This is a genomic window from Kitasatospora sp. MAP12-44, from assembly GCF_029892095.1.
Classification (GTDB): domain Bacteria; phylum Actinomycetota; class Actinomycetes; order Streptomycetales; family Streptomycetaceae; genus Kitasatospora.
The window spans coordinates 5,018,172-5,038,478 of sequence record NZ_JARZAE010000004.1 but is presented as its reverse complement, the minus strand read 5'-3'; the positions used below and the strand labels follow the sequence as shown (position 1 = coordinate 5,038,478).

Below are 20,307 nucleotides of genomic sequence, written 5' to 3'. Positions count from 1 at the left end.
GAACTCGTCTTTCTAGCCGATCTGCGGCTCCTGCGGGGTGGGCACGGCGCCCGCGTCGCCCGGGCCGATCCCGGCCCGGCGGGCCAGCGCGACGGCGGCCAGCGTGGAGTGCACCCCCAACTTGCCGAGCACGTTCTGCATATGGGTCCGCACGGTGTGCGGCGAGAGGTAGAGCCGCTCCGCCACCGCCTGCCGTCCCAGGCCCGCGACCATGCAGCGCAGCACCTGCTTCTCGCGCGGGGTGAGTGTCTCCACCAGCCGCTCGCTCTCCGTCCGATCGCGCCGCGCGGTGGTCAACTCCCGCACCACGCCGGTGAGCAGCGCCGGCGGCAGATGGGTCTCGCCGCGCAGCACGCCGCGCAGCACGGCCAGCAGGCGGGTCAGCGAGCTCTCCTTGGCCACCCACCCCGCCGCTCCCGCGTAGAGGGCCCGTACGGCCTGCCGGGGGTCGTCCTCGGCGGCCAGCACCACCGCGCGCAGCCCCGGGTAGGCGTGGCAGGCGCGGCCGAGCAGCGCGATGCCGTCCATCGGCTGCGGGTCGCCGGCGGTCCTGGCCGGGCGGGCGGGTTGCGGCCCGGCCGGCTGCGGGACCGCCGGCGTGCTCGCGGCCGGCGGCCGCTGCGGCGCCAGCACGCTGCCGGGCCGGCGCGGCGCCGGGACCACCCCGGAGCTGCGCCGCAGCACGGCCGGAGCGGGCTCGGCCTCGACGACCGGGCGGGGACGGCGCGGCGGGCCGACCGCCGGGCCGGCCGTGCCCAGGTCGGCGTCGACCAGCAGGACGTCGAAGGGCCGCCCCTCCGCGAGCGCGCGGTCCAGGGCGAGTTCGGCGGCTGAGGCGCTCCCGGCCGCACCGACCTCGATCTCCGACTCGGCGGAGAGCGCCGTGGCGAGCGCCTCGGCGAAGATCCGGTGATCGTCGACCACCAGGACGCGGATCCGGCCCATCTCGGTATCCCCCCTGCTCCGGCTCAGGCCCCCACCGTTACCCCGGTCAGCGTACGGGGGCGGCGGGCGGCGGTGCGGGAGTTTGCCGAAGTTGGACCCGGTGGCGCCGCGCTCCGCCGGGACGGTGATCAGCGCAGCCGGCGCGGCTCAGCGCAGTCGGCGCGACCCCGCGGAGGCCGTGGCGGTGAAGCTGACCGGCGCGTGGTAGCCGGCCGCAGCGAAGGCGGCCTCCACCGCGGTGGCCACCTGGACGGTCCGCTCCCGGGCGACCAGCGCGATGATCGAGCCGCCGAAGCCGCCACCGGTCATCCGCGCGCCCAGTGCCCCGGCATCGAGGGCCACCGCGACCGCGAGGTCGGTCTCGGGGCAGGAGACCCCGTAGTCGTCGCGCAGCGAGGCGTGGCCGGCGGTCAGGATCGGGCCGAGCGCGGCGAAGTCCGCCGCGTCCAGCAGCGCCACCGCCTGCAGCACCCGGGCGTTCTCGGTGACCACATGCCGTACCAGCGGGGCGAGTTCGGCCGGCAGCCGGTCCAGCGCGGCGGGCAGCGCGGCAGCCGTCAGCTCGCGCAGGGCGGGCAGCTCCAGCAGGGCGGCAGCCCGTTCGCAGCCGGCCCGCAGCGCGGCGTAGGCGCCGTCCCCGAGGTCGTGCTTGACCCGGGTGTCGATCACCAGCAGCTCCAGGCCGTGCGACGCCAGGTCGAACGGCACCTGGCGCTGCGCCAGGTCCCTGGTGTCCAGGAAGAGCGCGGCGCCCGCGGTGCAGGAGGACGAGGCCATCTGGTCCATCACGCCGCACGGGACGCCGACGAACTCGTTCTCCGCGTGCTGGGCGATCAGCGCCGAGCGCTGGCGCCCCAGTTCGAGGCCGTACAGATCGCGGTAGACCGCGGCCACCACGCACTCCAGCGCGGCCGAGGAGGAGAGGCCGCCGCCGGTGGGCACGTCGCTGTCGAAGTACAGGTCGGCGCCGCCGACCTGGTAGCCGTACTCGTTCAACGCCCAGACCACGCCCGCCGGGTAGGCCGCCCAGCCGGCCACCGCGCCGGGCTTGAGCTCGTCCACCACCAGGTCGGTGACCCGCCCGTCGCCCTGCGCGCTGTAGAGCCGCAGCCGACCGTCCGTACGGCGCGCGGCAGTTGCCCGCACCACCTGCGGGATGGCGATCGGCAGCACGAACCCGTCGTTGTAGTCGGTGTGCTCGCCGATCAGGTTGACCCGGCCGGGCGCCGCCCACTCCCCGGTCGGGGCGGCGCCGAAGACCTGCTCGAACTCGGTTGTCACGTGGTCCTCTTCACAGTCGGTTGGTCAGTCCTTCGTCGTCGCGAAGGCCCAGGCGTCCGCCACGATGGCGTCCAGGTCGGGGCGCTTGGGCGTCCAGCCCAGTGCGCGGTGGGCGCGCTCGGCGGAGGCGACCAGCACCGCCGGGTCCCCCGGGCGGCGCTCGGCGAAGACCACTGGGATCTCCCGGCCGGTCACCCGCTTGACCGACTCGATCACCTCGCGGACCGAGAAGCCGCTGCCGTTGCCCAGGTTGCAGATCAGGTGCTCGCCGGACTGCGCGGCGTCCAGCGCCAGCAGGTGGGCCTCGGCGAGGTCGGCGACGTGGATGTAGTCGCGGATGCAGGTGCCGTCGGGGGTCGGGTAGTCGTCCCCGAAGACCGAGATGTGCGGGCGCTGTCCGAGCGCGGCCTGGAAGACCAGCGGGATCAGGTGCGACTCGGGGTCGTGCCGCTCGCCGTAGACGCCGTAGGCGCCCGCGACGTTGAAGTAGCGCAGGCTGACCGCGGCCAGGCCGTGCGCGATCGCCTCACTGGTGATCAGGTGGTCGACGGCCAGCTTGGTGGCGCCGTAGGTGTTGGTGGGCGAGGTGCGCGCGGTCTCCGCGATCGGCACCGACTCCGGCTCGCCGTAGACGGCGGCGGTGGAGGAGAAGACCAGCTTGCGCACGCCGGCCTTGCGCATCGCGCTGATCAGCTCCAGCGAACCGGCCACGTTGTTGCGCCAGTACTTCTCCGGGTCGGCGACCGACTCACCGACCTGCGAGGAGGCGGCGAAGTGCAGCACCCCGTCGAAGGAGGAGTCCAGCACGTCCGCGGCGTCCTGGATCCGGCCGCGGACGAACTCCGCACCGGCCGGGACACCCTCACGGAAGCCCGTGCAGAGGTCGTCCAGCACGGTGACCTGGTGCCCGGCCTCCAGCAGGTGGGCGGCGACGACGCTGCCGACATAACCGGCTCCGCCGGTGACCAGGTACTTGCTCATGGTGCAACCTCCCGCAGGCGCTGCGCCGCCGCTTCGGGCGACACATCGTTGACGAACGCGTCCATGCCGGACTCGACGCCGGCCAGGAACTTCAGCTTGCCTACGGTACGACGGATCGAGAACAGCTCCAGATGCAGTGCCAGCTCCTCCCCACCCGGCCGGGGAGCCTGGTGCCAGGCCGCGATGTACGGGGTCGGCGGGGCCTGGTCGCCGAAGAGCCGGTCGAAGCGGCCCAGCAGATCCAGGTAGATCCGCGGGAACTCGGCGCGCTCGGCCTCGGTCAGCGCGGTCAGGTCGGCCACCCGGCGGTTGGGGTAGAGGTGCACCTCGTACGGCCAGCGGGCGGCGTACGGCACGAACGCCGTCCAGTACTCGCCGGCGGCCACCACCCGTACGGGGTCGACCGCCTCGGCGGCGAGCAGGTCCTCGAAGAGGTTGCGGCCGGTGTTCGCGCGGTGCTCGGCGGCGGTGGCCAGCATCTTGGTGGTGCGCGGGGTGACGAAGGGGAAGGCGTAGATCTGACCGTGCGGGTGAGCCAGCGTCACCCCGATCTCGATGCCGCGGTTCTCGAAGCAGAAGACCTGCTGGACGCCCGGGAGGGCCGACAACTCGGCCGTCCTGTCCGTCCAGGCGTCCAGCACCAGGCGGGCCTTGGCCTCGGTCAGGTTCTTGAACGAGGCGTCGTGGTCCGAGGTGTAGCAGACCACCTCGCAGCGGCCGACGCCCGGACGGCCCAGGTGCAGCGGCTCGTCCAGGCCCGGCACATGGGCGGCCGCGTCGGTGGCCAGCGACGGGAAGCGGTTCTCGAAGACCACCACGTCGTAGTCGGCGGCCGGGATCTCGCTGAGCCGGCCGTCCTGGGAGGGACAGAGCGGGCACTCGTCGGCAGGGGGGTGGTAGATCCGGCCCTGCCGGTGGGCCGCCACGGTGACCCAGTCACCGAGCACCGGGTCACGGCGGATCTCGGCAAGGCTCGTGGCCTGGCCCAGGGGACGCCGGTCCGGGGCATCCCGCAGGACGGCCTCGTCCCTGTCGTAGTAGATCAGCTCGCGACCGTCCGCCAGCTTGGTCGTGGTCTTCCGCACAGTCTCCGCCTCCGGTGAAACCGTCCGCCGTCCGCCGTTGCTGTTCGTCGGGGGCAGCTTCCGACATAATCGAACATTACTCACCAGCAGTCAACAGTTTGGCACGTTCATGGGCAGCAGAGTGGGCAGCAGAAAGGGCGGGTGCGCCCACGCACCCGCCCAGCTACTGGATTCCGCGCGCATTCCGCCCGCTGACGACCCCCTATTGGTCCCGGCCCAAACGGGCCAACAGGCCGGTCCGGGCCGCCACCGCGGCAGCCTCCAACCTGGTGCGCGCGCCCAGCTTCATCAGGACCCGCTGCACATGCGTGCGGGCCGTGCTGGCCGCGATCCCCATGCCGGTCGCGATCTCCTGGGTGTCCTGGCCGTCCGCGATCCGCGCCAGCACCTGCACCTCGCGGCGGGTCAGCACCGCCAGCAGGCGCAGGGCCTCGTCGTCGGGCTCGCGCACCGGGTGCAGCAGACCCTCGAAGGCGGCCTGCAGGACCTCGACCGCCACGGCCGCCTCACCCGCCCGTGCCCGGCTGATCGCGCGATCCACCACCTCGATGCGCTCGTCGCTGCGCACATAACCGGCCGCGCCGGCCGCGAGCGCGTTGGCCACCCCGCGCAGATCGTCCACCGGGCCGAGCACCACGACGGCGACCTCCGGACGCTCCTGGCGCAACCGGCGGATCGGCGTGAACACCCCCGGCGCACCCGGGCGGGCCACGCCGAGCAGGCAGACCTCCGGGCGCCGCTGCACCACCAGATCGGCCGCGGCGGCTGTCGGACTGCCCACCGCCAGCACCCGGTGGCCGCGCACCTGCAGAGCTGCGGCCAGCGCTTCCGCCAGCAACCGGTGGTCGTCGACCACCACGAGCCGCACGCCCACGGCGCCCTCCCCCGTACCCGGCGCGGCACTTCGCCGCGCACCGCGGACCGCGCGCCGCGTACCGGCCGTACGCCACAGCACTGTTGACGCACCATCACAGCGCATGAGTCCCCCGGCCCGCTACCTCTGCGGACGTCTCGGGGGCACAAACTCGGGGAACATCCCCGGAACAAACTCGGGAACAAAAAAGACCCTCGCCGTGATGGCGAGGGTCTTATCTGATGGAGCCCCCATGCGGAATCGAACCGCAGACCTTCTCCTTACCATGGAGACGCTCTACCGACTGAGCTATAGGGGCGAACCGGCCGAACGAGGAAGACATTACATGGTCATCGGCCCGATTGGGAAATCGATGTCCGCCGGTCGACGCACGCCCCCCGCCGGCGCGCGCTCCCCACGCTCCCCCGGGCGCTCCCTCGCGGCTTGCCTACCGCTCGGGCCCGGTCGGACCAGGCGCTCGGGCACCGCTCGGACCAGGAGCTACGCCGCTGAACCTCCGCTCGCCAGCGGGACGGAGGCGCGGCCGGCGTCCGGTACCCGATCCGCCGTCAGATCCCGCCCGCAGGTCTCCGGCAGCGCGCACAGGCAGGCCGCCGAGGCCACCCCGAGCCCCGCGAGGTACCACCCCACCGGCGTCGCCGTCCCGTACGTCGCGGTCAGCCTGGCCGCCAGCAGCGGCGCGGTGGCCCCGCCGACCACCCCGCCGAGGTTGTAGGTCAGCGCCGCCCCCGTGTACCGCACCCGGGTGGGGAAGAGCTCCGGCAGGAAAGCCCCCACCGGTCCGATCAGCACCCCGAGCAGCACCCCCGTGCCGGCCAGCGAGAACAGCATCAGCGTCGTGCGCAGGGTCTCCAGCAGCGGGAACACCGCCAGCGACCACCCGGCCCCCAGCACCGTCCCCGCCAGCACCGTTCGTCGGCGCCCCCAACGGTCCGACCCACCGGCGGCGAGCCAGACCGCCAGCGCCCCGGCCGGCGCCGCGAGCAGGTGCAGCGTGAGCATCAACGTCCGATCGACCCCCAACTGCCCGGTGGTGTAGGCGAGCGCATAGGTACTGCTGAGGTAGAAGAGCGCATAGCCGAACGACAGCGCCCCGCTGCCCAGCAGCACCACCCGCCAGTGATCGCGCAGCACCTCCAGCACCGGTACCGGCACCGGCCCCGCCGCGGTCACCGTCGCTGTCGACCGCGACTGGGCCTGCGACTGTGCCGCGCACTGCGCGAACACCGGCGTCTCGGCGATCTGCAGCCGCACGAAGAGCCCCACCCCCACCAGCAGCAGCGACCCCAGGAACGGAAGTCGCCACCCCCACGATGCGAACGCGCTCTCGCTGAGGCCCGCGGACAGCGCGAGGAAGACCGTGGTGGCCACCACCGACCCTGCGCTCGGCCCGAGTTGGAGCACCCCGGCATACCTCCCGCGCTTGCCCGCCGGTGCGTACTCCGCCAGCAGCAGCGCGGCACCGCCCCACTCGCCGCCCAACCCCAGCCCCTGGCAGAACCGCAGCACCACCAGCGCCACCGGTGCCCAGATCCCCCAGTGCGCATACCCCGGCAGCAGCCCGACCGCCGCCGTGGAGAGCCCCATCAGCAGCAGCGACACGACCAGCACGGCCTTGCGCCCCACCCGGTCCCCGAAATGCCCGAACAGCACCGCCCCCACCGGCCGCCCGACGAACGCCACCGCGTACACCGAGAGCGCCGCGAGCACGGACCCGGCCGGACCGAGCACCGGAAAGAACTCGCGCCCGAAGACCAGCGCCGCCGCCATCCCGTAGAGGAAGAAGTCGTAGAACTCGATCGCCGTCCCGACAAAGGCAGCCGCCGCCACCTTCCCCAGCCCGACCTGCCGCTCACCGCCCGACACCACGGGCGCCACGTCATTCGCCATACCCCGACCATGCCGCCCGCCCGCGCACCCCCATAGCCGCCACCCGGGTGACGGGGGCGCACACCGTTCGCACACGCCCCGGGGTCGCGCATCGCGCGCCGGAGCCGTCACTCAGCCCTGCGGCACACCCCGACGCGCGCGTCGGACCAGAAAGGCCGCACCCCCGAGCAGCACCCCCCCGGCAACCGCCCCGCCGACCAGCACCATCGACCCACCGGAGCCCGCGGACGCCCCACCCGAGCCAACCGGCGCCGCAGCCACCGGAGTCGAAGCCGCCGGACTCGAAGCCACCGGAGCCGGCGCGCCGCTACCGGCGGAGGACGACACCGGGGCGGCGGGCGAGGAACCGGGCGACGGCATGACGCCGACACCGGCCGCGACCAGCGGGTTCACATCAGCGGGCCCGGGGTCCCCGGGAGTGGTGATGGCGATCCGGGGCCGCACCGCGCCGTACCCGACGTTGTCGTTGCGCACCGCGTTGTCGCTGCCCCGCCCGGCGGTGTTGAGCAGCACCCGCAGCACCTGGTTACCCGTCCAACCGGGGTGGAGCGACCAGACCAGAGCCGCGGAAGCGGAGACCAGCGCGGTGGCATCCGACGTGCCGTGACTCTCGCAGTAGCCGGTGGCGCCGGTACAGGCGCTGTAGATGTCCATCCCGGGTGCGACCAGGGCCAGTTGAGGCCCGGTCTGGGACTCGGCGGTCCGGGTGCCGTTCTCGTCGGTCGCACCGACGGCGGCCACGCCGGGGGCGGCTGCGGGGTACATAATTGGATTTCCCTGCTGCGCGCTGTTCCCCGCACCTGCGACTACCAGGCTTCCCTTGCCGATCGCATGATCGACTGCGGACTTCAAGGCGTCGATATCGCTGCTTCCGATATCGACGGCACGGACCGCCAAGGAGATGTTGATAACCTGAGCCCCGTTGTCCGCCGCGTAAACGATGGCGTCGTCGACCTGCTTCAACGTGATAGCCCCGCTGGTTCCGTCACGTGAATCGACCCTTAGTGGAAGCACCTTCGCGCCAGGTGCCAGCCCGTAGGCCCCCTTGCCATTGAAGCTCTTTCCGGTTCCGGCAATCACGCTGGCCATCTCGGTCCCATGGCCGTCGGCGTCAGTCGTCGCACCCCCCGGGAGGCCACTGAAGTCCTTACCGGGAAGAACTTGTCCTGCCAGGTCCGGAAGGCCTGCGTCAGCACCGCTGTCGATAACCGCGACGGTAATTCCGGAGCCGGTGGTGGTATTCCACATATCCGAGGCGTGCATGGCGTCCAAATGCCATTCCGCGTCACGCGGATTATCAGCTGCCTCGGCAACAGGGGCAAGCCCAACGCTGAGTCCGACGACCACCGCTGCCAGCGCAGCGATGCGCCGCCCCCGCACGCCCGTGCCAGCTCGCCGCATCGCTCTCTCCTCAACAGTTGGGCTGACCGAGCGCCTTGCCCGGCCACTGGGATCAACCCAGCGGCCGGGCAGGCGATTCGATCGTTACTCAATCACGTTCGGGTTGCTCTCCGGAGTACCAGCGGTCCAGGTCTCCTCGTCCTCGACGAGATAAGCCGCCCGCCCGCGCCGGTCCTTACTCTTCTTGCCGCTACCGTGAGACCCGCCTGGCATATAGCCGCCGGGGCCCGCCGTCCGCTCCGCAGCTTCGGGGTCGACGCCGGCCCGGGTCCGCAACCCGGTACCGCCAGGCGTGAACTCACCGCCCGGTGCAGGACTGCTGCTCCCGCCGACCTCACCACCCTCGGTGGACGTCAGACCACGACCACGGCCAGGGCCACCGGTAGAGCCCCGGCCCCCCAAACCACCGGTACCACCGGGCATACGTCCACCCATACCGCCACCCATGCCCCCGCTCGCACCGCTACCAGCTGCCTCATCCGCGCCGAAGGCGTTGGCGCCGAGCTGGCTGCGACCCGACGGGGCGCTGGGACGGCTCAGGCCGCCGGAAATTCCCTCGTCACCCGCAATCGCACCACCGCCACCCCCGCTGCTGCCACCACCGATGGACCCGCCAGGCAAGCGGCCACCGCCATAGCCTCCGGAGCCGTAAGTTCCGCTGCTGCTACCGCCGATGCTGCCGCCACCACCGAGACCGGGGTAGCCGAATCCGACAGAGCCACCACCGGCAAAACCGGGCGCACCCGCCGTGGGTGCACCAGCCGTCGGACCACTGGGCGGCGGAAGCGTCGGCGTCGCCGGACCGCTGTCGATCCCGGTGCTAGGGGGCTGGACGGGCACCACCGGAGCAGGGCTGACCGGGCCAGGCGCCGGGTGGGTACTGATCGGTGGCGTCGGCACCGGACCCGGAGCTCCCCGGTAGATGCCCCCCGAGGGTGGTGGGGGCACCGATACCTCGCCGCCGTGGCCGGGAGGACTTGCAACGGTCTTGCGGCTGCCCGAGCTGGACCCTTGCCTCCCGGAGGAGCCGCCACCCCCCGGACCGCCGAACGAGACATCAGTAGATTGATCGACGGACTTCGGAGCGGGCGGCATGACCGCCAGCGGCGTCGGCGGGAACAACGGCGGCGTGGTCGCGCCGATCTGGCTCGTCGACAGGTCGTATGACTGCCCCAGGACGGTCATCTGATGGATGGCCTCCTGGTGCGCGCTGTTGATGCGCGTCTGCGCGGCCGAGGCGTCCAGGGCCGAGACCCAGGTGAAGTCGTTCAGCTTCATCTGGTCGTCCGGCAGGAAGGTGACGGGCTGCGCGTTGCGCTTGTTGACCGTCGCGATGTCAGCAGTCGGGAGCGGAGGAATCCCCCCTGCCCCCTGGACACCGGCCAGCGTCACCCCGGCGGTCTTGATGTTGCTGCCGGCCGTGCCCGCGTACTCGCTGAGCTGCAGGGTGGCCGAGGAGACCTGGGTCGCCCACCCCATGAAGGCGTCACTCGCCGGGCCCGACCACTCCAGGCGCCCTATGTGGCTGTGCAGATCGTTGCTGATCTGCTGCAGGGTGGTCGCCGCCGCGTTGAGCGCGTCACCTCGGGCGGTCATCTCGGCGGGCTTGGCGTTCTTCACCATCGCCAGGAGCTGCTCGTGGCTCATGGCTTCGAAGTTGGTGCAGCCTCCCCCGCTGCTGCTCTCGGGTTCCTGGGCCATCATGCACTCCCCGTGTCACGGTCCATAGCCTGGGCGTTCATCAGTAGGTCGAGTTCTGGGTCGGCCCGGGCGAAGGCGGACCATCACCCGTCCCCGTCACCGTCACCGGCGCGGTCGTCGTGGTGGTCGTGGCCGTCGTGGTCGAGCCGTCCGCCGTCGTCCCGGGCCCGCCGCCCGGCGCCGCCACGTAACCCAGCGGGCTGACCGGCGTGTTGTACTGCGCGTCGGTCTGGTTCCGGATCCGCCAGAGGGTCTCCTGCTGGCTCTCCTCCACGTTCTTGTAGCCGCTGGCGCTGACGCTGATCGCGATGCTCATGGCCTGGATCTGCGCGGCCAGTGTCTGCGACAGCGTCTCCAGGTTCGTGTGAACGACGGTGTACGCGTTCAGCAGTGCCGTCGACTCGCCAAAGCCGGTGCCGAGGTAGTCCGCCGTCAGCGCCTGTTGGGAGATCTTGGGCTGCGCCGCGTCGGACCCGTCCAGGGTCTGCAGCATCGCGTCGACCTTGCCCTTGAACACAGTCAGCGTCTCGACCTCGGCCTGCACCTGTGTGCCGCCGACCTCGTTCGTCAGAGCCGTGGCGTTCTTCGCGGCCTGAGCCTGGTACCAGGCCGCGGTTGCGACGGGACCGCCCCCGTCCGCAATCATCTCCAACACAGCAGTACACCTCCCCCGTGCACGGTCGGCTCTCGTCGCCGTGCGGTAACACGTCATCATCTGCGATGTCCCACGCATGTGCCGGGCTCGCCCCGAGCCTGGGCAGGAACCGTCGCGGGCAATCCTAGCGAGCCGGCCTGTCAGCACGGCAGCGGCCTTGGGACGCAAGCGCGTTATCGATACGCACCGGGCGGCCGCAGCAGGCGGGTCGGGGGAACCCGCGAGGCGGCGCGGCCACCGCGGTGCGCGCGTACCTCAACTCAGTGAGCGCGACCGGGCAGGCGCAGCTCAGGTACGCCGGCCGGCCGCACCCACCGGCCGACCGGACCGCACGACCCGTCCCGCAGCGCACTCGCCCAGGCCGCAACCGAGTTGGAGCAGCTCCTGGAGTAGGCCTCAGACCTCCTCGGCCAGCTCCATCCAGGCGAGCTCCAGCTCCTCCTTCTCCTCCTTGACCTTGCGCAGCTGGGCGTCCAGCTCCGCGACCTTGGAGAAGTCCGCCGCGTTCGCGGCGAGTTGGTCGTGCAGCTTGCGCTCCTGCTGGTCGATCTTGGTGATCTGCCGCTCGATCCGCTGGAGCTCCTTCTTCGCCGCCCGGGTGTCCCCGACCGGCTTGGAGGCCGCGGCCGGGACGGACGCCGGCACCGCGGCCGCGGCGATCCGCGCCCGCCGCTCCAGGTACTCGTCCACGCCGTTCGGCAGCATCCGCATCCGGCCGTCGCCGAGCAGCGCCTGCACGGTGTCGGTGGTCCGCTCGATGAAGAACCGGTCGTGGCTGATCACGATCATCGACCCGGGCCAGCCGTCGAGCAGGTCCTCCAGCTGGTTGAGGGTCTCGATGTCCAGGTCGTTGGTGGGCTCGTCGAGGAAGAGCACGTTGGGCTCGTCCATCAGCAGGCGCAGCAGCTGCAGGCGGCGGCGCTCACCACCGGAGAGGTCGCCAACCGGCGTCCACTGCTTCTCCTTGCTGAAACCGAACTGCTCGCAGAGCTGCCCGGCGCTCATCTCCCGGCCCTTGCCCAGGTCGACCCGGCTGCGGACCTGCTCGACGGCCTGCAGCACCCGCGTGGCGGGGTCGAGTTCGGCGATCTCCTGGGCCAGGTAGGCCAGCCGCACGGTCTTCCCGACCTTGATCACGCCACTGGCCGGCTGCACGTCGCCCTGCGAGTCGTACGCGGCCTGCATCGCCCGCAGCAGCGAGGTCTTGCCGGCGCCGTTGACGCCCAGCAGGCCGATCCGGTCGCCGGGGCCGAGGTTCCAGGTCAGCTGCTCCAGCAGGAGCTTGGGGCCGGCCTTGACGGTGACGTCCTCCAGCTCGAAGACCGTACGGCCGAGCCGGGCGTTGGCGAACTTCATCAGCTCGCTCTTGTCCCGCGGCTCGGGGACGTCGGCGATCAGCGCGTTGGCCGCCTCGATCCGGTAGCGCGGCTTGGCGGTCCGGGCGGGGGCGCCGCGGCGCAGCCAGGCGAGCTCCTTGCGGGCCAGGTTCTGCCGCTTGCTCTCCTCGGTCGCCTCGATCCGGGAGCGCTCGGCGCGCGCGAAGACGTAGTCGGAGTAGCCGCCCTCGTACTCGCGGACCTCGCCGCGCTGGACGTCCCACATCCGGGTGCAGACCTGGTCGAGGAACCACCGGTCGTGGGTGACGCAGACCAGCGCCGAGCGCCGGTTCTGCAGGTGCCGGGCCAGCCAGGCGATGCCCTCGACGTCGAGGTGGTTGGTGGGCTCGTCCAGGACGACCAGGTCGTGCTCGCCGAGCAGCAGCTTGGCCAGCGCGATCCGGCGGCGCTCGCCACCGGAGAGCGGGCCGATCACGGTGTCCAGGCCCTGCGGGAAGCCGGGCAGGTCCAGGCCGCCGAACAGGCCCTGGATGATGTCGCGGATCCGGGCGTCTCCCAGCCACTCGTGGTCGGCGCGGTCGGCGATCACCTCGTGCCGGATGGTGGCCTTGGGGTCGAGCGAGTCGTGCTGCGTGAGGACGGCGAGCTGCAGGCCGCCGGAGTGGGTGATCCGGCCCTTGTCGGGCTCCTCCAGCAGGGCGAGCATCCGGATCAGGGTGGTCTTGCCGTCGCCGTTGCGGCCGACGACGCCGATCCGGTCGCCCTCGCTGACGCCGAGGCTGACCCCGTCGAGAAGGGCTCGGGTGCCGTAGACCTTCGTCACGGATTCGATGGTGGCGAGGTTCACGGCCACGTGCTCTGCGCTCCTGGGATCGGGGGGCTGGACCTCCCAAGAGTAGTCGGCGCAGCCAAACGCCCCAGCCCGCAGGCATCACCCCGCGGGCAGGACCTCCGCGCCCGGCACCGGCCCGTAGGTGCTGTGCGCCGCCCGGCAGGTGCCCGAGGCGCGCAGGGCCGCGGCGACGGCATCGGCGGCGTCGGCGTCCTTGGCGAGGAAGGCGCAGGTCGGCCCGGAGCCGGAGACCAGTACGCCCAGCGCCCCGGCCTCGGCGCCGACGCGCAGGGTGGCCGCCAGCGCGGGGCGCAGCGAGAGCGCGGCGCCCTGCAGGTCATTGCCGAGCGCGGCGGCCAGGGCCACCGGGTCGCCGGCCGCGAGGGCGGCGAGCAGCGCGGGGTCGGCGTCCGGCGCGGGGACGTCGGTGTCGGCGGAGCCGGTCCCGGCCTCGTCCCGCAGCCGGTCGCACTCCTGGAAGACGGCGGGGGTGGAGAGGCCGCCGTCGGCCACCGCGAAGACCCAGTGGAAGGTCCCGGCGACCGGCACGGGCGTCAGCAGCTCGCCCCGGCCGCGGCCCAGCGCGACGCCGCCGAGCAGCGCGAACGGGACGTCCGAGCCGAGCTCGGCGGCCAGCGCGAGCAGCTCGGGCAGCGGGGTGCCCAGCTCCCACAGCGCGTCGCAGGCCACCAGCGCGGCGGCGCCGTCCGCGCTGCCGCCGGCCATGCCGCCGGCCACCGGGATCTGCTTGGCGATATGCAGCCGGACGTCTCCCTCGATGCCGTGGTGGGCGGCCAGCAGGCGGGCGGCCCGGGCGGCGAGGTTGCTGTCGTCCAGCGGGACGAGGTCCGCGTCCGGGCCGGTGCAGGTCAGCGTCACGCCGCTGCCGGGCTCGGCCGGCTCGGCGGTCACCAGGTCGCCCAGCGCGACGGCGAAGAAGACGTTGGCCAGCTCGTGGAAGCCGTCCGCGCGGCGCCCGCCGACGGCGAGCTGCACATTGACCTTGGCGGGGACCCGGACGGTGATCACAGCACGGGGCCCTTCGGCTTGTGCTCAGCGATGGCGGCGAACTGCTCGACCGTCAGCATCTCGCCGCGCAGCTTGTGGTCGATGCCGGCCTGCGCCAGCGCCTGCTCGGCGGCGGCGGGCGAGCCGGCCCAGCCCGCCAGCGCGGCGCGCAGCGTCTTGCGGCGCTGGGCGAAGGCGGCGTCGACGACCGCGAAGACCTCGCGGCGGGTGGCGGTGGTGGCCGGCGGCTCGCGGCGGATCAGCGAGACCAGGCCGGAGTCGACGTTGGGCGCGGGCCAGAAGACGTTGCGGCCGATCGCGCCGGAGCGCTTGACCTCCGCGTACCAGTTGGCCTTGACCGACGGCACGCCGTAGACCTTGTTGCCGGGCTTGGCGGCGAGCCGGTCGGCGACCTCGGACTGCACCATCACCAGGCTGCGCTCGATGCTGGGGAAGGTGGCCAGCATGTGCAGCAGCACCGGGACGGCGACGTTGTACGGCAGGTTGGCCACCAGCGCGGTCGGCGCGGGGCCGGGCAGCTCGGTGACGTCCATCGCGTCGCTCAGCACCAGGTCGAAGTCCTTGGCGCGGGCGGGCATCCGGGCGGCGATGGTGGTCGGCAGGTGCTGGGCGAGCAGCGGGTCGATCTCCACCGCCGTGACGTGCGCCGCCACCTCCAGCAGCGCCAGCGTGAGCGATCCGAGCCCCGGCCCGACCTCCACGACGGCGTCCTCGCCGGTCACCTCGGCGGCCCGCACGATGCGCCGCACCGTGTTCCCGTCGATGACGAAGTTCTGCCCGCGCTGCTTGGTCGGCCGGACCCCGAGAGCGGCGGCCAGCTCGCGGATGTCGGAGGCGCCGAGCAGAGCGGCGTCCCCGGCCGGAGGCTGGGAGGGGCGGTCGGAAGCGGGTGCGGGATCGGTGGTGCTCACCGGGTAAGGATACGGGCGCCGCGGCCGCTCGACGGCCGACGGCCGAAGGCCGAAGGCCCCGCCGGTCAGTAGCCGAAGGCGCGTGCGGTGTTGGCGGCGATGGCGGTGGCGAGTTCGTCCTCGGTCAGCGCCAGCGAGAGGGCCATCGCGCGCAGCGTGACCGGGATCAGGTAGGGCGCGTTGGGGCGGCCGCGGTAGGGGTGCGGGGTGAGGAAGGGCGCGTCGGTCTCGATCAGCACGCGGTCCAGCGGGGTGACGGCCAGCGCGTCGCGCAGCGGCTGGTTGGCCTTGAAGGTGACCGGGCCGGCGAAGGAGAGGTACCAGCCGTGCTCGGCGCAGACCTTGGCCATCTCGGCGTCGCCGGAGTAGCAGTGGAAGACGGTGCGCTCGGGGGCGCCCTCGGCCAGCAGCAGCGCGATGACGTCCTCGTGCGCGTCCCGGTCGTGGATCACCAGGGCCTTGCCGTGCCGCTTGGCGATCTCGATGTGGCGGCGGAAGGACTCCTTCTGGATCTCGACGCCCTCCGGGCCGGTGCGGAAGTAGTCCAGGCCGGTCTCGCCGACCGCCCGGACCTGCGGCAGCGCGGCCAGCCGGTCGATCTCGGCCAGCGCCTCGTCCAGCGCCGCCGAGCCGCCGGGGCTGCGGCGCTGCCCGGACCAGCCGTCGCCGTCGCCCAGCACGATCCGCGGCGCCTCGTTGGGGTGCAGCGCGACCGCGGCGTGCACCTGCTCGAACTCGGCCGCCAGCTCCGCCGCCCAGCGCGAGCCGGGCAGGTCGCAGCCGACCTGGACGACCGTGGTCACGCCCACCGAGGCCGCCTTGGCCAGGCTCTCGGCCGGGGTGCCGGACTGCATGTCCAGGTGGGTGTGCGAGTCGGCCACCGCCACCGCGAGCGGGGCGGGCAGCGGCGGCGGGGTGGAGCGGTCGTCGTCCTTGGGAGCCATGGTCACCGAGCCTAGCGCCACGCCCGGGCCGCCCCCGCGCCCGGAGGTGCGGAGACGGCCCGGAGCGGGATCAGTGCTTGGGGAGCCAGAACTGGTACCAGCGCAGGCGCACCGGGCGGGGGCGCCGCTCGGACTCGGTGACGAGCGGGGCGGCGGGCTCGCCGTGCGTGGCGAAGCCCGGGGCGTGGTGCACGGAGTGCTCGGCGGTGGCGACCCGGCCGGCCCGCATGATCCGCACGGTGTGACCGCCGCAGCCCGGGCAGCTGGGCTGGAGCAGCGGGGACGGCACCCGGACGCCGTTGGCGTGGTACTGGATCACCGTGTGCCCGTCGCGGGCCCGGTGGTGCTCGATGTCGTACGCCTGCTCCCAGCCGTACGCACAGCTCAGGCAGGCGAAGGAGTAGGCCTCCTGGACGGTGTCCACGCCCGGCCTGGGTCGCGCGGCCATCGAGGGCGGCGCGGCGGTCAGGCCGCCGGATCCAGGACGGGGGGCACGCTCGGGGTCCGTGGCCGACTTCAGGCCGGTCACCGGCGTGCCACCCAGAGGGCTACCGATTGTCTCGCTCATCGCGGTCTCCCAGCGCCCGCCGGACGTTCGTCCGGTGCGGGTCTTTCCATCCGATGGAATGCCCAGGCCGTCTGCGCCGATACCCGGCTTGCCGAGACTTGGCCCGGTGTTGGGGATTCCTGTACGAATGCCCCTCAAAACCGCAGCTCAGCAGGGGTTTATGGGGGCTTCGCTTTACCTTGTCGCAGGCGTTCACGGCGCGCGTCGAAAAGCGTCCTCACCGGCGTACGCGGGTGCGCCTTCGTTCCACCGTACGCGCGTCGGCGGCCGGTGGCACCCGCCACCGGCCGCCGTGTTCCGCTCGTTCAGCGGCTGGTCTTGGCCGCCACCACCGCGTCGAAGACGTCCCGCTTGGGCAGTCCGAGATCGGCCGCGACCGCCGCGATCGCCTCCTTGCGGCTCTCCCCCGCCTCCTCGCGGACGGCGACCCGGTGGGCCAGCTCCCCCGGGCCCAGGTCCGTGGGCGCGGCCGGCTGCGCGCCGGCCACCACCACGGTGATCTCGCCCCGCACGCCGTCGGCGGCCCACGCCGCGAGCTCGCCGAGCGGGCCGCGCTTGACCTCCTCGTACGTCTTGGTCAGCTCGCGGCAGACGGCCGCCGGGCGGTCGGCGCCGAAGGCCTCGGCCATCGCGGTGAGCGACTCGGCGATCCGGTGCGGGGCCTCGAAGAAGACCATGGTGCGCGGCTCGGCGGCCACCTCGGCGAGCTGCCGGGCGCGGTCGCCGGTCTTGCGCGGCAGGAAGCCCTCGAAGGTGAAGCGGTCCACCGGCAGCCCGGACAGGGCCAGCGCGGTGAGCACCGCGGACGGGCCGGGCACCGCGGTGACCTTGATGTCCGCGGCGACGGCGGCGGCCACCAGGCGGTATCCGGGGTCGGAGACCGAGGGCATGCCGGCGTCCGTCACCAGCAGCACCCGGGCGCCGCCGGTGAGCGCCTCGACCAGTTCGGGGGTGCGGCCGACCTCGTTGCCCTCGAAGTAGGAGAGCACCCGGCCGGTCGGGACCACCCCGAGGGCCTGGGTGAGCCGGCGCAGTCGTCGGGTGTCCTCCGCGGCGATCACGTCCGCCGAGGCGAGCTCGGCGATCAGTCGGGGCGGGGCGTCCGAGACGTCGCCGATGGGGGTTCCTGCCAACACCAGTACACCTGTCACCCGGACATCCTCGCAGGGCCGAGGAGAAAGGTGGCGAACCGGGCAGCTTGCCCGGGGCCTGGTCCCGTTTTCAGGCCCCGCCCCTACGATGTGCGGGTGAGTGGCGAGACGGCAACAGAGACAGCGGTGGTGCAGACCACCGCGGACCCGGCGACGCCCGGTATCCCGGCGCAGAGCGGTGCGGCGTCCCCGGCGGACTCAACGGCCCCAGCGGACGGACCGGCGCGCTCGCCGTGGCTCGGCAGACTGGCCGGCCTCGGCTACCGTGCCCCGGAGCCGGACGACTTCGCCACCCGGCTGGTGCCGCCGATGCCGGACGGCCCCGGGGTGACCCCGGACGTCGTCGCCCCCTCGCTGCTGCTGGCCCGGCTGGGCGTGCGGCTGCCGGCCGGGCTGTGGAGCTGGCTCTGCCGCTGGGCCGGCTGGCTGGGCCCGCTGGCGGTGGCACTCTTCGGCGGCGTGCTGCGCTTCACCAACCTGGGCAGCCCCAACGCGGTCATCTTCGACGAGACGTACTACGCCAAGGACGCCTACGCGCTCTGGCGGGGCGGCTACGAGACCAACTGGCCCGAAACCGCCAACTCCACCCTGCTGACGCCGCACAAGGCGATCCCGTACCAGAGCGACCCGTCCTTCATCGTCCACCCGCCGGTCGGGAAGTGGATCATAGGTGCGGGTGAGCAGCTCTTCGGGATGCATCCGTTCGGCTGGCGGTTCATGGTCGCCGTGCTCGGGACGCTGTCGATCCTGATGATCGCCCGGATCGGCCGCCGGCTGTTCCGCTCGACCCTGCTGGGCTGCGTGGCCGGGCTGCTGCTCTCGGTGGACGGCCTGCACTTCGTGATGAGCCGCACCTCGCTGCTCGACCTGATCGTCATGTTTTGGATCCTGGCCGGTTTCGGCTTCCTGCTGATCGATCGCGACCACACCAGGGCGAAGATCGCCCGGCTGCTCCCGGACGGCCCGGACGCCGCCCTTGCCCGCCGGATCCGCCTGGGCTGGCGGCCGTACCGGCTGGCCGCCGGGGTCTGCGTGGGCCTGGCCTGCTCCACCAAGTGGAGCGGGATGTACGTGGCCGCCTTCTTCGGCCTGCTGACCGTCCTGTGGGACGTCGGCGCCCGGCGGCTGGCCGGCGCCCGCACCCCGCACTGGGCGGCCATCCGGCGCGACGGGCTGCCGGCCTTCGCCTCGATCGTGCTGGCCTCGGCGGTCGTCTACATCTCCTCCTGGGCCGGCTGGCTGGCCAGCAGCGACGTGCCGGGCAAGGGCGGCTACGGCCGCGACTGGGCCGCGCACCGAGCCGGGCTCTCCACCGAGTTCGTCTCGCTGCCGGTGCTCGGCAAGGTCAGGATGCCGTTCCAGGTGGACATGACCTGGGTACCGGCCGCACTGCGCTCGCTCTGGCACTACCACGGCCAGATGTACGACTTCAATATCAACCTGCACAGCCCGCACATCTACCAGTCCAACCCGTGGAGCTGGCTGCTGCTGGGCCGCCCGGTCTCCTTCTACTACGAGTCACCCAAGCTGGGCATCAGCGGCTGCACCGCCAACCAGTGCGCCTCCGAGGTGCTGGCGATCGGCACCCCGATCCTCTGGTGGTCGGGCATCGTCGCCCTGCTGTACTGCCTCTACCGCTGGGCGCTGCGCCGCGACTGGCGGGCGGGCGCGGTGCTCTGCGGGCTGGGCGCCGGCTACCTGCCGTGGTTCGAGTACCAGCAGCGGACCATCTTCCTCTTCTACGCGGTCGCCTTCGTGCCGTTCCTGGTGCTGGCCGTGACCCTGATGATCGGGGCCATGATCGGGCCCGCCGGGGCGAGCCGCGAGCGGCGCCTGGTGGGCGGCGCGGTGGCCGGCGTGCTGGTGCTCGCGGTGATGTGGAACTTCCTCTACTTCTTCCCGCTCTACACCGGCCAGGTGATCCCGATCGACGACTGGCGCGCCCGGATGTGGTTCACCAGCTGGATCTGACCCCGCCGGCATCAAACCGCCCGCCTGTACCAGCTCTGTCACGAGTTCGCGCCCTTCCGTGAACGCACCGAACAGCGCGCTTAGGCTGTCTGGACATGTGATCGACCAGGACCCCAGGGGGAGCACCACCATGCGCAACGGCGCGAAGACCGCCATCGTCAGTTCGGTTCTGGTCGTGATGGTCGCGGCCGGCGGCTACGGGGCGTACACCCTGGTCGGCTCCGGCAGCAGCTCCGCCAAGACGCCCAAGGTCCGCACGGTGGTCGCCGAGGCGCCGTCCGCCGGCCTCGCGGCGACCGGCGCCACCAACTTCCTGGCCGCCTGGGCCAAGGGCGACCTGGCCGGCGCCTCCCAGCTGACCGACGATCCGCAGGACGCGCTGACCGCGCTGACCGCGTTCCAGACCAATGTGAAGCCGAGCGCGCTCACCCTGGTCGCAGGCGGCCCGGCCACGCCCGCCGCGTTCGCCTCGGCCACCGCCGCGCCGTCCTCCTCGGCCGCCCCGGCGCCGTCCACCGCCCCGAGCCCCAGTGCCGCCACCGCCTCGCCGGCCCCGGCCAACCAGGTGCTGCTGAGCTACCAGGCCAAGGACGAGTTCGCGGGCACCACCAACGTCTGGCAGTACACCGGCTACCTGGGCCTGGTGAAGATGAGCGACGGCACGGCCGCCGTGCACTGGGCGCCCACCGTGATCCACCCGCAGCTCGGCGCCGGCGGGACCCTCACCACCCAGCCCGTCTTCTCGCCCGCC

The 20,307-nt window shown here is 72.6% G+C and carries 17 protein-coding genes and 1 tRNA gene; 1 reads left to right on the top strand and 17 read right to left on the bottom strand.

Annotation, left to right across the window (positions count from 1 at the left end; genetic code table 11):
• Positions 1 to 12 precede the first annotated feature (12 nt).
• The 16 genes from P3T34_RS23565 to rsmI all read right to left on the bottom strand — a co-directional run bounded on the left by P3T34_RS23565 (position 13) and on the right by rsmI (position 17,585).
• Positions 13 to 945 (bottom strand): response regulator transcription factor, encoded by a 933-nt coding sequence (locus P3T34_RS23565; RefSeq protein ID WP_280668028.1) that lies wholly within the window; start codon positions 943 to 945, stop codon positions 13 to 15.
• Positions 946 to 1,092: 147 nt separating this feature from the next.
• A complete protein-coding gene (gene galK / locus P3T34_RS23560; protein ID WP_280668027.1) occupies positions 1,093 to 2,226 on the bottom strand; it encodes a galactokinase in 1,134 nt (377 codons plus the stop codon).
• Between the two features lie 24 nt (positions 2,227 to 2,250).
• A complete protein-coding gene (galE, locus tag P3T34_RS23555; protein ID WP_280668026.1) occupies positions 2,251 to 3,207 on the bottom strand; it encodes a UDP-glucose 4-epimerase GalE in 957 nt (318 codons plus the stop codon).
• Positions 3,204 to 4,292 carry a galactose-1-phosphate uridylyltransferase gene (gene galT, locus P3T34_RS23550; RefSeq protein WP_280668025.1) on the bottom strand — a complete coding sequence of 363 codons (1,089 nt, stop codon included), beginning with the start codon at positions 4,290 to 4,292 and terminating at the stop codon, positions 3,204 to 3,206. The genes galE and galT overlap by 4 nt, the downstream gene beginning before the upstream one ends.
• 202 nt (positions 4,293 to 4,494) lie before the next feature.
• Positions 4,495 to 5,166 (bottom strand): response regulator transcription factor, encoded by a 672-nt coding sequence (locus P3T34_RS23545; protein WP_280668024.1) that lies wholly within the window; start codon positions 5,164 to 5,166, stop codon positions 4,495 to 4,497.
• A gap of 222 nt (positions 5,167 to 5,388) precedes the next feature.
• A tRNA-Thr gene (locus P3T34_RS23540) sits at positions 5,389 to 5,464 on the bottom strand.
• A 182-nt stretch (positions 5,465 to 5,646) separates the two neighbouring features.
• Entirely contained in the window at positions 5,647 to 7,056 is a 1,410-nt protein-coding gene (locus P3T34_RS23535) for an MFS transporter (RefSeq protein WP_280668023.1), read from the bottom strand.
• Positions 7,057 to 7,167: 111 nt separating this feature from the next.
• Positions 7,168 to 8,457, bottom strand: a complete 1,290-nt coding sequence (locus tag P3T34_RS23530; RefSeq protein WP_280668022.1) for a S8 family serine peptidase — start codon at positions 8,455 to 8,457, stop codon at positions 7,168 to 7,170.
• An 84-nt stretch (positions 8,458 to 8,541) separates the two neighbouring features.
• Positions 8,542 to 10,158 (bottom strand): WXG100 family type VII secretion target, encoded by a 1,617-nt coding sequence (locus P3T34_RS23525; RefSeq protein ID WP_280668021.1) that lies wholly within the window; start codon positions 10,156 to 10,158, stop codon positions 8,542 to 8,544.
• A gap of 40 nt (positions 10,159 to 10,198) precedes the next feature.
• Entirely contained in the window at positions 10,199 to 10,813 is a 615-nt protein-coding gene (locus P3T34_RS23520; protein ID WP_280668020.1) for a hypothetical protein, read from the bottom strand.
• A 396-nt stretch (positions 10,814 to 11,209) separates the two neighbouring features.
• Positions 11,210 to 13,003 (bottom strand): ABC-F family ATP-binding cassette domain-containing protein, encoded by a 1,794-nt coding sequence (locus P3T34_RS23515; protein WP_280668019.1) that lies wholly within the window; start codon positions 13,001 to 13,003, stop codon positions 11,210 to 11,212.
• A gap of 78 nt (positions 13,004 to 13,081) precedes the next feature.
• Positions 13,082 to 14,011, bottom strand: a complete 930-nt coding sequence (locus P3T34_RS23510) for a 4-(cytidine 5'-diphospho)-2-C-methyl-D-erythritol kinase (RefSeq protein ID WP_280668018.1) — start codon at positions 14,009 to 14,011, stop codon at positions 13,082 to 13,084.
• The gene (gene rsmA / locus P3T34_RS23505; RefSeq protein WP_280672324.1) at positions 14,008 to 14,856 is read right to left on the bottom strand and encodes a 16S rRNA (adenine(1518)-N(6)/adenine(1519)-N(6))-dimethyltransferase RsmA; all 849 of its coding nucleotides are present in this window, start codon (positions 14,854 to 14,856) and stop codon (positions 14,008 to 14,010) included. The genes P3T34_RS23510 and rsmA overlap by 4 nt, the downstream gene beginning before the upstream one ends.
• Positions 14,857 to 14,987: 131 nt before the next feature.
• Positions 14,988 to 15,866, bottom strand: a complete 879-nt coding sequence (locus tag P3T34_RS23500; protein WP_280668017.1) for a TatD family hydrolase — start codon at positions 15,864 to 15,866, stop codon at positions 14,988 to 14,990.
• A gap of 70 nt (positions 15,867 to 15,936) precedes the next feature.
• Positions 15,937 to 16,434: a hypothetical protein gene (locus P3T34_RS23495; protein WP_280668016.1), complete on the bottom strand. Its 498-nt coding sequence runs from the start codon at positions 16,432 to 16,434 to the stop codon at positions 15,937 to 15,939.
• A gap of 305 nt (positions 16,435 to 16,739) precedes the next feature.
• A complete protein-coding gene (rsmI, locus tag P3T34_RS23490; protein WP_280668015.1) occupies positions 16,740 to 17,585 on the bottom strand; it encodes a 16S rRNA (cytidine(1402)-2'-O)-methyltransferase in 846 nt (281 codons plus the stop codon).
• Positions 17,586 to 17,681: 96 nt separating this feature from the next.
• Between rsmI and P3T34_RS23485 the strand changes: the two genes are divergently transcribed.
• On the top strand, positions 17,682 to 19,556 hold the full coding sequence (locus tag P3T34_RS23485) for a phospholipid carrier-dependent glycosyltransferase (RefSeq protein ID WP_280668014.1): 1,875 nt from the start codon (positions 17,682 to 17,684) through the stop codon (positions 19,554 to 19,556).
• A gap of 195 nt (positions 19,557 to 19,751) precedes the next feature.
• Here the strand turns inward: P3T34_RS23485 and P3T34_RS23480 are convergent, their stop codons facing one another.
• On the bottom strand, positions 19,752 to 20,117 hold the full coding sequence (locus tag P3T34_RS23480) for a hypothetical protein (protein ID WP_280668013.1): 366 nt from the start codon (positions 20,115 to 20,117) through the stop codon (positions 19,752 to 19,754).
• Positions 20,118 to 20,307: the final 190 nt, after the last annotated feature.